Annotated in this window: 10 protein-coding genes; all 10 read right to left on the bottom strand. The window is 69.5% G+C overall.

Annotation, left to right across the window (positions count from 1 at the left end; translation table 11 throughout):
* Nucleotides 1–38: 38 nt before the first annotated feature.
* On the bottom strand, nt 39–1268 hold the full coding sequence (ftsA, locus tag AC1VNM_RS27965; protein ID WP_067276931.1) for a cell division protein FtsA: 1230 nt from the start codon (nt 1266–1268) through the stop codon (nt 39–41).
* An 8-nt stretch (nt 1269–1276) separates the two neighbouring features.
* The gene (locus AC1VNM_RS27960; RefSeq protein ID WP_483109076.1) at nt 1277–2113 is read right to left on the bottom strand and encodes a cell division protein FtsQ/DivIB; all 837 of its coding nucleotides are present in this window, start codon (nt 2111–2113) and stop codon (nt 1277–1279) included.
* Between the two features lie 34 nt (nt 2114–2147).
* Nucleotides 2148–3107 (bottom strand): D-alanine--D-alanine ligase, encoded by a 960-nt coding sequence (locus AC1VNM_RS27955; RefSeq protein ID WP_483109345.1) that lies wholly within the window; start codon nt 3105–3107, stop codon nt 2148–2150.
* A 53-nt stretch (nt 3108–3160) separates the two neighbouring features.
* Nucleotides 3161–4621 carry a UDP-N-acetylmuramate--L-alanine ligase gene (gene murC, locus AC1VNM_RS27950; RefSeq protein WP_377161529.1) on the bottom strand — a complete coding sequence of 487 codons (1461 nt, stop codon included), beginning with the start codon at nt 4619–4621 and terminating at the stop codon, nt 3161–3163.
* On the bottom strand, nt 4618–5727 hold the full coding sequence (gene murG, locus AC1VNM_RS27945; protein WP_431102004.1) for an undecaprenyldiphospho-muramoylpentapeptide beta-N-acetylglucosaminyltransferase: 1110 nt from the start codon (nt 5725–5727) through the stop codon (nt 4618–4620). The genes murC and murG overlap by 4 nt, the downstream gene beginning before the upstream one ends.
* A gap of 94 nt (nt 5728–5821) precedes the next feature.
* Nucleotides 5822–7048, bottom strand: coding sequence for a putative lipid II flippase FtsW (gene ftsW / locus AC1VNM_RS27940; RefSeq protein ID WP_377161531.1), 1227 nt, complete (start codon nt 7046–7048; stop codon nt 5822–5824).
* Between the two features lie 62 nt (nt 7049–7110).
* Complete coding sequence (gene murD, locus AC1VNM_RS27935) at nt 7111–8958, bottom strand: UDP-N-acetylmuramoyl-L-alanine--D-glutamate ligase (protein WP_483109075.1); 1848 nt, start codon at nt 8956–8958, stop codon at nt 7111–7113.
* Between the two features lie 17 nt (nt 8959–8975).
* On the bottom strand, nt 8976–10154 hold the full coding sequence (mraY, locus tag AC1VNM_RS27930; RefSeq protein ID WP_377157126.1) for a phospho-N-acetylmuramoyl-pentapeptide-transferase: 1179 nt from the start codon (nt 10152–10154) through the stop codon (nt 8976–8978).
* The gene (locus AC1VNM_RS27925) at nt 10144–11580 is read right to left on the bottom strand and encodes a UDP-N-acetylmuramoyl-tripeptide--D-alanyl-D-alanine ligase (protein WP_483109344.1); all 1437 of its coding nucleotides are present in this window, start codon (nt 11578–11580) and stop codon (nt 10144–10146) included. Before AC1VNM_RS27925 ends, mraY begins: the two co-directional genes overlap by 11 nt.
* Before the next feature lie 86 nt (nt 11581–11666).
* Entirely contained in the window at nt 11667–13178 is a 1512-nt protein-coding gene (locus AC1VNM_RS27920) for a UDP-N-acetylmuramoyl-L-alanyl-D-glutamate--2,6-diaminopimelate ligase (protein ID WP_483109074.1), read from the bottom strand.
* Between the last annotated feature and the right edge of the window lie 12 nt (nt 13179–13190).

The raw sequence follows: 13190 nt of genomic DNA, 5'->3' as shown, positions 1-13190 counted from the left end.
CGTCGTAAAGAAAGCGTGAGCCGGTCAGTGCCAGCTTCTTAGAAATTCCCCAGGAACCAGTCCTTGGCGCGACCGAACAAGGTCTTCACGGACCCCGCCTGCTGCGCCGCCTTGAATCCCCGTGTGCGCGACAGCCGCGCTTCCTCCAACAATCCCATCACGGTGGCCGAACGGGGATTGGCCACCATGTCGAACAACGCGCCGTTGTAGGTCGGATTTCCCCGGCGCACCGGTTTCAGGAAAATATCCTCGGCCAGTTCCACCATCCCCGGCATCACCGACGAACCGCCCGACAGGACGATTCCGGAGGACAACAGTTCCTCGTAGCCGGATTCCCGGATGACCTGGTGGACGAGGGAGAAGATTTCCTCGACACGAGGTTCGATCACCCCGGCCAAAGCCTGCTTGGAGAGCATCCGGGGTGCCCGGTCGCCCAAACCCGGCACTTCGACCTGATCCGCCGGATCGGCCAGCAATTGCTTGGCCACGCCATGCTCGACCTTGATTTCCTCCGCATCCTTGGTCGGGGTGCGCAGCGCCATCGCGATATCGCTGGTAATCAGGTCGCCGGCGATCGGAATCACCGCGGTATGGCGGATCGAACCGCCGGTAAAAATGGCCACGTCGGTCGTGCCGGCACCGATGTCGACCAGCGCCACGCCCAGGTCGCGCTCGTCGGAAGTGAGTGCCGCCAAACTGGAAGCGCTAGGGTTGAGCACGAGTTGCTCGACTTCCAGCCCGCAGCGGCGCACGCACTTGACGATGTTCTCCGCCGCGCTCTGGGCGCCGGTCACGATATGGACCTTGACCTCCAGCCGGCCGCCGCTCATGCCGATCGGTTCTTTCACCTCATGGCCGTCGATCACGAATTCCTGGGGTTCGACCAGCAGCAGGCGCTGGTCGTTCGGAATATTGATGGCCTTGGCGGTTTCCACGACCCGGGCGACATCCACCGGCGTGACTTCCTTGTCCCGCACGATGACCATCCCGGTCGAGTTCTGACCGCGGATATGGCTGCCGGTAATCCCGGTGTAAACCCTCGAGATCCGGCAGTCGGCCATCATTTCGGCCTCTTTCAAGGCCTGCTGGATGGACTGGACGGTGGCGTCGATATTGACCACGACCCCGCGCTTGAGCCCGTGACTGGGCGCGACGCCCAGACCGGCGATGCGCAATTGGCCGTCCCCCATCACCTCGGCCACCACCGCCATGATCTTGGCGGTGCCGATGTCCAACCCGACGACCAAATCCTTGTATTCCTTGGCCATGCCTGTCCTCAATTCTTCTTGGCGCCCTTGGGCGCAGTGGTAACCGTCGTCACGCCCGCGAGCCGGACCGCATATCCGGATTCGTGGCGGAGGTCCGCCGATACCAGCGAGGTGCGGTAGCGGGCGGTGATCTGGGGAATGCTGGCGATGAATTGGCCATACCGGGCGACGACCTCGGCCTCGCTGCCGCGGCCGAGTTCGACGATCGCGCCCTTTTCCAGCGTCGCCTTCCAGGAGCCGCGGCCGGACAAATCCAGCCGGGCGACACCCTCGTCCAGTTTTCCGTGGGTCAGCGGGTCGAGTTGCCGCCACATCGCCAGCATCGCGGCCGAGGATTTCGCCGGACCGGCCAGGGTGGGCAGATCCTCGTCCTCGACGTCGCCGAGATTCGCCTCGAAGACCTCGCCGAAACTGTTGACCAGCCGGGTATCGACGACCGCCTCGCTGTCGGCGTCCGCGTTTTCGGCCTTGGTTTCCCAATAGGCGGCGGGGCGGTGTTCCTCGAGCGCGACGACCAGGTGCAGCGGCCAGACGCGGCGCACCGTCGCGTGGCGCACCCAGGGCACCGCCTCGAAGGCGGCGCGCGCCTGCTGCAGGTTCATCGTCAGGAAGTTGCCGCTCAGCCGCGGCAGCGCATTCGCCCGCAGCGACGCGCCGCTGTTGCGACTGACGTCGCCCTCGACCGTGATCGACTTGATCGAGAACGCCGGCTGCCGCGCCAGCCAATGCAGTCCCACGGCCCCCGCGGCCAGCGCCACGACGGCCAGCAGCAGGCCGGCCACGCCGTTCATCACGCGGATGTCCGGCGGCAGCGGGCTGGCGGTGTGGGTGAAGGTGGCGCCCATGGGGGTGGCTGGTGGGGGGTGACCCGGTGTCCGTTCAGGCCTGGCTGTCCAGCCGCGATTGCGACAGGAGGTACAGGCACAGCTTCGGGTAGGAGATGCCGACGGCGGCGGCCGCCTTCGGCACCAGCGAATGGGAGGTCATGCCCGGCGAGGTGTTGATCTCCAGCAGGAACAGCTGGCCGTCGGAGGTGCGCCGCATCACGTCGACGCGACCCCAGCCGCGCGCGCCCAGCGAGCGGTAGGCCGCCAGCACCAGGTCCTGCACGCGGGCCTGCTCGTCGGCCGGCAACTGGCCGACCAGATACTGGGTCGTGTCGGTGAAGTACTTGTTCTGGTAGTCGTAGTTGCCACCCTCGGCGCGGATCTCGATCACCGGCAGCGCGATCGCGTCGGCGCCCTCGCCCAGCACCGGGCAAGTCAGCTCGGCGCCGTCGACGAATTCCTCGCACAGCACTTCGGCGTCGTACTTCGCGGCGAGTTCGACGGCCGCCTGCATGTCCGAGTAGCCCATCACCTTGCTCGCCCCGATGGAGGATCCCTCGTGCGGCGGCTTGACGAAGATGGGCAGGCCCAGCTCGTCCGGCACGGTGCGGACGCGCTCGCACTGCAACTCGCCGCGCTTGAGGCTGACCCAGCGCGGCGTCGACAGCTTGTCGGCCAGCCAGACGCGCTTGGTGGTGATCTTGTCCATCGCGATGGCCGATGCCATCACGCCGGAGCCGGTGTACGGGATGCCCATCAGTTCGAGCGCGCCCTGCACCGTGCCGTCTTCGCCGTGGCGACCGTGCAAGGCGATGAAGGCGCGCTGGAAGCCTTCCGTCTTGAGGTCGAGCAGGTTGCGCTGGCCCGGGTCGAAGGCGTGCGCGTCGACGCCTTCCGACTGCAGCGCGGCCAGCACGCCGCTGCCGGACATCAGCGAGACCTCGCGTTCGGCCGAGTCGCCGCCGAAGAGCACGGCGACCTTGCCGAGCGCCTTCGCATCGATGGCATCGATGCCGAGGTGTCGATACAGCGCCGATGGCGCCGAGGCATTGTTGAGGTCAGTGGTCATGCACGGCCTCCCTTCGTCATGAGTTCAACGGTGCGCGCGGGGACGGCGGCGATCGAGCCGGCCCCCATCACGATCACCACATCGCCGGCGCGCGCCTGGTGGGCGATCGCCTGCGGCAGTCCCTGCCAGTCGCCGACGAAGCCCGCCGCGGTGCCGCGGTCGGTGACCGCCCGCGCCAGGCTTTCGCCGCTGATGCCGGGCAGCGGGGACTCGCTGGCGGCATAGATCTCGGTCAGCAGCACGCCGTCGGCCTGCGCGAGGACGTCGGCGAATTCTTCGAAGCAATCGCGGGTGCGCGTGTAGCGGTGCGGCTGGAAGGCCAGCACCAGGCGACGGCCCGGATAGGCGCCGCGCGCGGCCTTCAGCACGGCCTGCATCTCGACGGGGTGGTGGCCGTAGTCGTCGATCAGCAGTGCGGTGCCCACGCCCGCCGCGCCGCTGGAGGCCGCATCGGCGCCCTCCCCTGTGGCCAGCACCGGCAGCTCGCCATAGGACTGGAAGCGCCGGCCCACGCCGCCGAAGTTGGCAAGACCTTGCAGCAGCGCCGCGTCGTCGACGCCCAGCTCCATCGCCATCGCGATCACCGACAGCGCGTTCAGCACGTTGTGCTGGCCGTTCAGGCGCAGCAGCACCTGCAGCGGCGGCAGCTCGCGGCCCTGGCGGTCGCGGCGCAGCGCGTTGAAGCGCATGCCGCCGCCGGCCTCGGCGCTGACGTCGGTCGCGCGCACGGCATTGCCCGCGTCCAGCCCATACAGGATCACCGGCCGCGACAGCATCGGCACGATGCTGCGCACGCCCGCGTCGTCGCCGCACAGCACGGCCGCGCCCCAGAACGGCATCCGGTGCAGGAAGTCGACGAAGGCCTGACGCAGACGGGCCATGTCGTGCCCGTAGGTGTCCATGTGGTCGGCGTCGATGTTGGTGACGATCGCCAGCTGCGGCAGCAGGTGCAGGAAGGAGGCGTCGGACTCGTCCGCCTCGACGACCATGTGCAGCCCGCCGCCCAGCGCCGCATTGGCGCCCGCGGCCAGCAGCTGCCCGCCGATCGCGTAGCTCGGGTCGAGGCCGGCCTGCTGCATCACCGTCGTCAGCAGCGAGGTGGTCGTCGTCTTGCCGTGCGTGCCGGCGACGGCGATGCCCATGCGCGGGCGCATCAGCTCGGCGAGCATCTGCGCGCGCAGCAGCACCGGGATGCCGTGCTGGTGGGCGGCCATCAGCTCGGGGTTGTCGGCCTTGATCGCGCTGGACTTGACCAGCACCTGCGCCGCGCCGACGTGCTCGGCGGCATGGCCGATCTTCACGTCGACACCGAGTGAACGCAGGCGGCGCGTGGTGTCGCTCTCGCCCTGGTCGGAACCGCTGACGCGATAGCCCTGCGCGGCCAGCAGCTCGGCGATGCCGCTCATGCCGGCGCCACCGATGCCGGTGAAGTGGATGCGTTGGATGGCGTGCTTCATGTGCGCACTCCATTGCCGGACTTCGCGTCCCGCGCATTCACCAGCGCCTCGAGCTCGTCGGCCACGCGCGACGCCGCGCGCGGGCGCGCCAGCGAGCGCGCCTTCGACGCCATCGCCAGCCAGTGCTCGCGCGGCTGCTGGAGCAGGTCGAACAGCGCCTGCGCGCTGAGCTCGCCCTGCGGCAGGTGCGTGCCGGCGCCGTGCTGCGCCATGTATTGCGCGTTGTCGCGCTGGTGCGAGGTCGTGCTGACGACCAACGGCACCAGGATGCTGGCGACACCTGCGGCGCACAGCTCGGACACAGTCACCGCGCCGGCGCGGCAGATCACCACGTCGGCCTCGGACAGGCGCTGCGCCATGTCGTTGATGAAGGGCACGACCTCGGCCTGCACGCCGACCTTCGCGTAGGCGGCCTGCACGAGCGGGAAGTTGGCTTCGCCGGTCTGGTGCGTGACCTGCGGACGCTGGTGCTCGTCCCACAGCGCGAGCGTCTGCGGCAGCACGTCGTTGATCGCGCGCGCGCCGAGCGAGCCGCCGACCACCAGCACCTTCAGCGGACCGTTGCGATCGGCGAAGCGCAGCTCGGGCGCGGGCAGATCCTCGATCTCGGCGCGGACCGGGTTGCCGGTGACGACGCTCTTCTTCTGCTGCGCGGCGGCAAGGCCGTCGAAGCCGAAGGCGATCTTCTTCGCCACCGGCGCGAGCGCCTTGTTGGACAGCAGCAGCGCCGCGTCGGCATTCACGAGCATCAGCGGACGGCGCATCACCCAGGCCATCAGGCCACCGGGGAAGCAGACATAACCACCCATGCCAAGCACTGCATCGGCCTGGCGCGCGCTGAAGATGTGGGCGCTCTGCCCCAGCGCCTTGAACAGGCGCACGACGCCGAGCAGCGAATGCTTGAGGCCCTTGCCGCGCAGGCCGGCGAAGGACAGCCGGTCCATCGGCAGGCCCGACGGCGGCACGAGCTTGTTCTCCATGCCGGCTTCGGTGCCGAGCCAGGACACGGTCCAACCGCGGCGCTGCATCTCGGCGGCCACGGCCAGTCCAGGAATGACGTGACCGCCCGTACCGGCGGCCATCACGACGAGGTGACGCGTGCTCATGCGCGGCCCCCTCGCATCAGTTGTCTATTCTGGCTGCGCCGAACCCGCAAAGCCTCGCTTCGCGCGGCCGGCTGGCCACGATGTGTCCAGCCGCTCATGCTCGGCCTCCTCGCATGAGTTGGCGGTTTTCAATGTCGATTCGCAAGCAGATCGCCAATGCCACGCAGTTGAGGACGGTGGCGGAACCGCCGTAGCTCATCAGCGGCAGCGTCAGGCCCTTGGTGGGCAGCGCGCCGAGGTTCACGCCCATGTTGATGAAGGCCTGGCCGCCCATCCAGATGCCGATGCCCTGCGCGTAGAGACCGGCGAAGACGCGGTCCAGCGCCACCGCCTGACGGCCGATGTGGAACAGCCGGCGCGACAGCCAGAAGAACGCGAAGATCACGATGGCCACGCCGATGAAGCCGAGCTCCTCGCCGATGACGGCGAGCAGGAAGTCGGTGTGGGCCTCGGGCAGGTAATGCAGCTTCTCGAGGCTGGACCCCAGGCCCTGGCCGAAGAACTCGCCGCGCCCGAAGGCGATCAGCGAGTGCGTCAGCTGGTAGGCCTTGCCCTGCGCGTACTTCTCGTCCCACGGGTTCAGGTAGGCGAAGATCCGTTCGCGACGGAAATCGCTGAAGGTGATCATCAGCACGAAAGCGCCGATCAGCACCGCGACGCTGAGGAAGAACATGCGGCCGTTGACGCCGCCCAGGAACAGGATGCCCATCGCGATGGCCGCGATGACCATGAAGGCGCCCATGTCCGGCTCGGCCAGCAGCAGCATGCCGGTGAAGGCCAGCGCGGCGGCCATGGGCCACACGGCGCGGACGAAGTTCTCCTTCACCTCCATCTTGCGGACCATGTAGTTGGCCGCGTACATCGCGATGGCCAGCTTGGCCAGCTCGGACGGCTGGAAGTTCATGACCCCCAGCGGCAGCCAGCGGCGCGCGCCGTTGACGCCCTTGCCGACGTGCGGGATCAGCACGATCATCAGCAGCGCCAGCGCGACGACGAAGATCTTGGGCGCGTGACGCTCCCAGAAGCTCACCGGCACCATCACGGTGATCCAGCCGGCCAGCAGGCCGATCACGATGAACAGGCTCTGACGCACGAAGAAGTGCATCGGCTGGTACTTCGCGAACTTGGGGTTGTCCGGCAGCGCGATCGAGGCCGAGTAGACCATCAGCAGGCCCAGCGCCAGCAGCGACAGCACGACCCAGATCAGCGTCAGGTCGAAGCCGAGCAGCCGCGTGGGCTGGCCGGACGAGGTGGAGACCCAGTCCCGCACCGGCACGTCGACGCTGCCGGCGCCACCGGCGCCCGCGGCCCCCGCGCCCATGCCGCGGCGCGAGGCCAGCGCGCGCATGCGCTCGCTCAGGTTGTCGAAGATCGATGCGGCGCTCATCCGATGAGGCCCTCGTCTTCCGCCAGTTCGCGCACGGTGGCGATGAACACCTCGGCGCGATGGGCGTAGTTGCGGAACATGTCCAGGCTGGCGCAGGCGGGGCTCAGCAGCACGCTGTCGCCCGATTGCGCCTGCGCGAGCGCCCAGTGCGTCGCGGCCTCGAGCGAGTCGTGGCGATGCATCACGACGCCGCTGTCCTGCAGCGCGGCTTCAATCTGCGGCGCGTCGCGGCCGATCAATGCCACCGCGCGGGCATGCAACGCAATCGGCGTCGCGAGCGGCGAGAAGTCCTGCCCCTTGCCGTCGCCGCCCAGGATCATCACCAGCTTGGCCGGTGCGCGGTCGGCGCCCAGGCCCATCACGGCGGCGACGGTGGCGCCGACGTTGGTGCCCTTGGAGTCGTCGTAGAAGTCGACGCCCTTGATCGCGGTGACGAACTCGACGCGATGCGGCTCGCCGCGGTACTCGCGCAGGCCGTGCAGCATCGGGGCCAGCGGGCAGTCGATGGACGTGGCGAGCGCCAGCGCTGCCAGCGCATTCGCCGCGTTGTGGCGGCCGCGCACGCGCAGCGCGTCGGCGGGCATCAGGCGCTGGATGATGAGGTCTTCGTCATCGTCCTTGCGGCGCTTCAGGCCCTTCAGCTCTTCTTCCTGCTCGCGGGCACGGACCAGCCAGGCCATGCCGTTCTCGACGAGCAGGCCGAAATCGCCGGGACGACGCGGCGCGTCCAGACCGAAGCGCACGACGTTGCGCTCGACCAGCTTCGCTGGACGACCGCGGCCCTGCTTCACCGTGATCGGTGCGGGCACCAGCGCTTCGACCTCGGGGTCGTCGCGGTTGATCACGAGCACGCCGTGCTCGCCGAAGATGCGGCCCTTGGCGCGCGCGTAGGCCGGCATGTCGCCATGCCAGTCCAGGTGGTCCTGCGTGATGTTGAGCACCGCGCCGGCGCTCGGCTCGAAGCCCTTCACGCCGTCCAGCTGGAAGCTCGACAGCTCCAGCACCCAGACCTGCGGCAGCACCTCGAACTCGGCGGGCTTGGGCGGCGGCGGCTTGATCGGCAGCGGCTGCTCGTCGAGCAGGTCGGCGACCGTCTCGAGCGCGGTGCGGTCGTCGGTCGGCGCTTCCACCACCGGTTCGTCGACCGGCGCCAGCAGCACATCGGCCGGATCGTCGACGGCGACATCGGCAGCGTCATCGTCGGGCACCACCGCCTCGACAGCCAAGTCGACGATCGCCTCTTCGGCCGCATCGACGTCGGTCGCCGCATCGGCGACTGCTTCGTCCTTCGGCTGCGGCATCGGCTCCTTGTCGAGCGCGTCGCTCAAGGTCCCCAGCAGCGTCGGGCCGATGTTGCCGGCCATCGCGACGCGGCGGCCGGCGCGCTCGACGAGCAGCGCGGTCATGCTGGTCGTCGTCGTCTTGCCGTTCGTGCCGGTGATTGCGAGCACGCCGGGCTCGTAGCGGTACAGCGTCTTGAGCTCCGCCAGCGCCTGCGCGAACAGCTCCAGCTCACCGCGCACGCGCAGGCCGATCTCCTCCGCCCGCGCGAGCAGCGGCTTCAGGCGCGCATCCAGCGGCGACAGGCCGGGGCTCTTCAGCAGCACCCAGCTGTGGTCGATCGCGCCCAGCAGCTCCGGCGAGAAGTCGCCGTGCTCGAAGGCGGCGTCGGGCAGGCGCTCGCGCAGCGCGGGCAGCTGCGGCGGCTGCTCGCGGCTGTCCCAGACCGTGACGCGCGCCCCCAGGCGCGCGGCCCAGGCCGCCATCGCGAGCCCGGAGTCGCCCAGGCCCAGCACGAGCGCGTGCCGATCCTGGAAGAGCGCCGGGAAGTGGAGGGAGGACATCGTCGTTCCGTTCCCGCTCAGCGCAACTTCAGGCTGGCCAGCCCGACCAGGCACAGCAGCATCGTGATGATCCAGAACCGGATGACGACCTGCGTCTCCTTCCAGCCCGACTTCTCGAAGTGGTGGTGCAGCGGCGCCATCTTGAAGATGCGCCGGCCCTCGCCGTACTTCTTCTTCGTGTACTTGAACCAGGTCACCTGCAGCATCACCGACAGCACCTCGGCGACGAAGACGCCGCCCATGATGCCGAGCACGATCTCCTGGCGCGTGATGACGGCCAGCGTGCCCAGGCCGCCGCCGAGCGCCAGCGCGCCCACGTCGCCCATGAACACCTGCGCCGGATGCGCGTTGAACCACAGGAAGGCCAGCCCCGCGCCCGCGAGCGCGGCGCAGAAGATCAGCAGCTCGCCCGCGCCGGGGATGTAGGGGAACAGCAGGTAGCGGCTGTACACCGACGAGCCGGTCACATAGGCGAAGACGCCCAGCGCCGAGCCCACCATCACCACCGGCATGATCGCCAGGCCGTCCAGGCCGTCGGTGAAGTTCACCGCGTTGCTGGTGCCGACGATGACGAGGTAGGACAGGCCGATGAAGCCGAACACGCCCAGCGGGTAGCTGATCGACTTGAAGAACGGCAGCATCAGGTCGGCCTTGGGCGGCAGCTCGGTCGAGAAGCCGCTCGTGACCCAGCGGAAGAACAGCTGCACGACGCCGAGGAAGCTGGTCTCCGACACGCTGAAGGCCAGGTAGATCGCCGCGATCAGGCCGATGATCGACTGCCACAGGAACTTCTCGCGGCTGCGCATGCCCTCGGGGTCCTTGTTGACCACCTTGCGGTAGTCGTCGACCCAGCCGATCAGGCCGAAGCCCATCGTCACCAGCATCACCACCCAGACGAAGCGGTTGGACCAGTCGAACCACAGCAGTGTCGAGATGCCGATGCCGATCAGCACCAGCACGCCGCCCATCGTCGGCGTACCGCTCTTGGCCAGATGCTGCTGCACGCCGTACTCGCGGATCGGCTGGCCGATCTTGAGCTCGGTCAGGCGGCGGATCACCCACGGGCCGAAGGCCAGGCCGATCAGCAGCGCCGTCAGCGCCGCCATCACGGCGCGGAAGGTGATGTAGCTGAAGACGCGGAGGAACCCGAGTTCAGAGTAATTGGCCTGCAGCCACTGGGCCAGACTAAGCAGCATGGGGGTCTCCTGGGCCGCCGGACTGCAAGGCGGCCACGATCTGTTCCATCTTCATGAAGCGCGAACCCTTGACGAGGATGTTCTGCACTTGCGGCGCGTCCTTCAGCGCGCCGATCAGCCCGGCGACGGTGTCGAACGCGCGGGCACCCGCGCCGTACGCGGTCGCGGCGTCACGCGCGGCGGCGCCGGCCGTCCACAGCGCGGCCAGGCCCTGGTCGGCCGCGTGCGCGCCGACTTCCTGGTGGAAGGCGGGGCCCTGCTCGCCGACCTCGCCCATGTCGCCGAGGATCAGCCAGGACGCGCCCGGCAGTTCCGCCAGCACGTCGATGGCGGCGCGGACGCTGTCGGGGTTGGCGTTGTAGCTGTCGTCGATCAGCGTGATGCGGCGGCCCTGCCACACCGCCGTCTGCAGCGCCGAGCGGCCTTTCACGGCCTTGAACGACTGCAGACCGTCGCGGATCGCCGCGAGCGGCGCCCCCGCGGCCAGCGTGCAGGCCGCGGCGGCCAGCGCGTTGCGGACGTTGTGCTGGCCGGCCATCGCCAGCGCGACCGGGATCGCGCCGGCGGGCGTGAGGATCTCGATCGCCCAGTGACCCGCACCGCCGGCGATCACGCTCGCATCGGTCGGCGCGACCCACTGCGCGCGGCCCATCACGTCGGCCTGGCCCTGCAGCGCGAAGCTCAGCGTCGCGCGGCCCACGGCCTGCGACTGCCACACCGGCGCGCACGGATCCTCGGCGGGGAACACCGCGACACCGGCCGTGCCCAGCGCGCCGATCACGGCGCCGTTCTCGCGCGCGACGGCCTCGACGGTGTGCATGAACTCCTGGTGCTCGCGCTGCGCGTTGTTGACCAGCGCCACCGTCGGCTGCGTCATCGCGGACAGCGGTGCGATCTCGCCCGGGTGGTTCATGCCGAGTTCGACCACCGCCGCGCGATGCCAGGCGGCCTCGTTCTGGCGCAGGCGCAGCAGCGTCAGCGGCACGCCGATCTCGTTGTTGAAGTTGCCTTCGGTCGCGAGCATCGCCGCGTCGCCCAGCCAGGCGCGCAGGATGGACGCGATCATCTGCGTCACCGTCGTCTTGCCGTTGCTGCCGGTGACGGCGATCACGGGCAGGTGATGCTGCTCGCGCCAGGCCTGGGAGAGCAGGCCCAGCGCGGCCTTCGCGTCGGGCACCAGCAGGCCTGGCAGGTCGGCCTCGGCCAGACCGCGCTCGGCGATGGCCGCGGCCGCGCCGGAGGCCTTGGCCTGCGCGAGGAAGTCGTTGGCGTCGAAACGCTCGCCGCGCAGCGCGACGAACAGGTCACCCGCGCGCAGTGAGCGCGTGTCGGTGTGCACGCGCAGCAGCGGCGTGGACGGCTCGCCCACCAGCGTCGCCGCCGGCAGCAGCGGCGACAGCAATTCGAACGCGCGGCCGAGCGTCATCATCGGCGCGCTCGATTCGCTCGACGCGCTCAGCGCACTCGATGCGCCCGGAGCGGCGGAGCCGGCGTTGATCGGGGTCGTGTCGCTCACAGCCCGGCCCTCTCGATCAGCGCGGCACGCGCCGCCTGCACGTCGGAGAACGCGCGACGTTCGCCGTGGATCTCCTGATAGTCCTCATGCCCCTTGCCGGCCACCAGCACGACGTCACGCGCGCCCGCCTGATCGACGGCGCGCGTGATCGCCGCGGCACGGTCCGCGATGACTTCGCGCGCGACACCCGCCGGCAGGCCGGCCTCGATGTCGGCGAGGATCTTCAGCGGGTCCTCGGTGCGCGGGTTGTCGCTGGTCAGCACGACGTGCGCGGCCAGGCGCGCGGCGATCGCGCCCATCAGCGGGCGCTTCGTCGGATCGCGATCACCACCGCAGCCGAACACGACGCGCAACTCGCCGCCACGCGCGGTGGCCAGCGGCTTCAGCGCGCTCAGCGCCTTCTCCAGCGCATCCGGCGTGTGGGCGTAGTCGACCACCAGCTGCGGCAGCTCACGACCGCTGCCCACGCGCTGCATGCGGCCCGGCACCGGCGTCACCAGCGCGACGACGCGCGCGATGTCCTCCAGGCCATGGCCCAGCGCCCGCAGACCGGCGATCACGCCGAGCAGGTTGGACACGTTGTAGTCGCCGATCAGGCCGGTCTGCACCGGCACCGTCGCGGCGCCCTCGCGCAGCGTGAAGGCGAGACCGTGCGCGTCGTGACGCAGGTCGATCGCGCTCAGGCGCGCATCGGCCCGGTTGAGCCCGTAGGTCCACACGTCGAGCTGGCCGGCAGCGCTCAACTCGGCGGCGAGCTCGACGCCCTTCGGATCGTCGATGTTGAGCACCGCGGCCTTCAGGCCGTCCCAGTCGAACAGCTTGCGCTTGGCCACCCAGTAGGCGTCCATGCCACCGTGGTAGTCGAGGTGGTCCTGCGTGAAGTTGGTGAGCAGCGCGACCTGGATGGTGGTGCCGCTGAGCCGGTGCTCCTCGATGCCGATCGAGGAGGCCTCGATCGCGCACGCGCCGAAGCCGTCATCGGCCATGCGCTTGAAGGCCTCCTGCAGGCGCACGGGATCGGGCGTCGTGAGGCCGGTGGCTTCGATCGAGGCATTCGTCGTGGCGCCGGGCACCGGCGGCTGGCCGACGCCCAGCGTGCCGATCACGCCGCAGCGCGATCCCAGCAGCGTCAGCGCCTGCGCGATCCACCAGGCGCTGGAGGTCTTGCCGTTCGTGCCGGTGACGGCGAGCACGTTCAGGCGCTTGCTCGGCTCGCCGTAGAACGCCGACGCGATGCGGCCGCAGTTCAGCTTCAGGTCGGGCAGCGACGCGATGCGGGCGTCGGTGAAGCCGTACTCTGCAGCGCCCGCATGCTCGACCAGCGCGGTCGCCGCGCCGGCCGACAGCGCGCCCGCGACGAACTGCCGCGCGTCCTTCGCATAACCGGGCCACGCGATGAACGCGTCGCCGGCGCCCACGGCGCGGCTGTCCGTGCGCAGCTGGCCGCTCGGCGTCCATTCCTGCAGCCAGCGGGCGGCGGCTTCGGGGGATTTCAGGTGCATCAACATGGTTCGTGCCCG

Source organism: Mitsuaria sp. MSU3D, from assembly GCF_056867975.1.
Note: the sequence above shows the minus strand (reverse complement) of the source record. Positions and strands in the feature narration are given on the sequence as shown.

Bases quoted from the DNA above. Each gene is read 5' to 3' on its own strand.
- AC1VNM_RS27925 (WP_483109344.1), bottom strand. From the start codon at position 11,580: ATGACGCTCGGCCGCGCGTTCGAATTGCTGTCGCCGCTGCTGCCGGCG.
- AC1VNM_RS27920 (WP_483109074.1), bottom strand. From the start codon at position 13,178: ATGTTGATGCACCTGAAATCCCCCGAAGCCGCCGCCCGCTGGCTGCAG.
- murD (WP_483109075.1), bottom strand. From the start codon at position 8,958: ATGTCCTCCCTCCACTTCCCGGCGCTCTTCCAGGATCGGCACGCGCTC.
- murG (WP_431102004.1), bottom strand. From the start codon at position 5,727: ATGAGCACGCGTCACCTCGTCGTGATGGCCGCCGGTACGGGCGGTCAC.
- AC1VNM_RS27960 (WP_483109076.1), bottom strand. From the start codon at position 2,113: ATGGGCGCCACCTTCACCCACACCGCCAGCCCGCTGCCGCCGGACATC.
- mraY (WP_377157126.1), bottom strand. From the start codon at position 10,154: ATGCTGCTTAGTCTGGCCCAGTGGCTGCAGGCCAATTACTCTGAACTC.
- ftsA (WP_067276931.1), bottom strand. From the start codon at position 1,268: ATGGCCAAGGAATACAAGGATTTGGTCGTCGGGTTGGACATCGGCACC.
- ftsW (WP_377161531.1), bottom strand. From the start codon at position 7,048: ATGGGCGCGGGGGCCGCGGGCGCCGGTGGCGCCGGCAGCGTCGACGTG.
- murC (WP_377161529.1), bottom strand. From the start codon at position 4,621: ATGAAGCACGCCATCCAACGCATCCACTTCACCGGCATCGGTGGCGCC.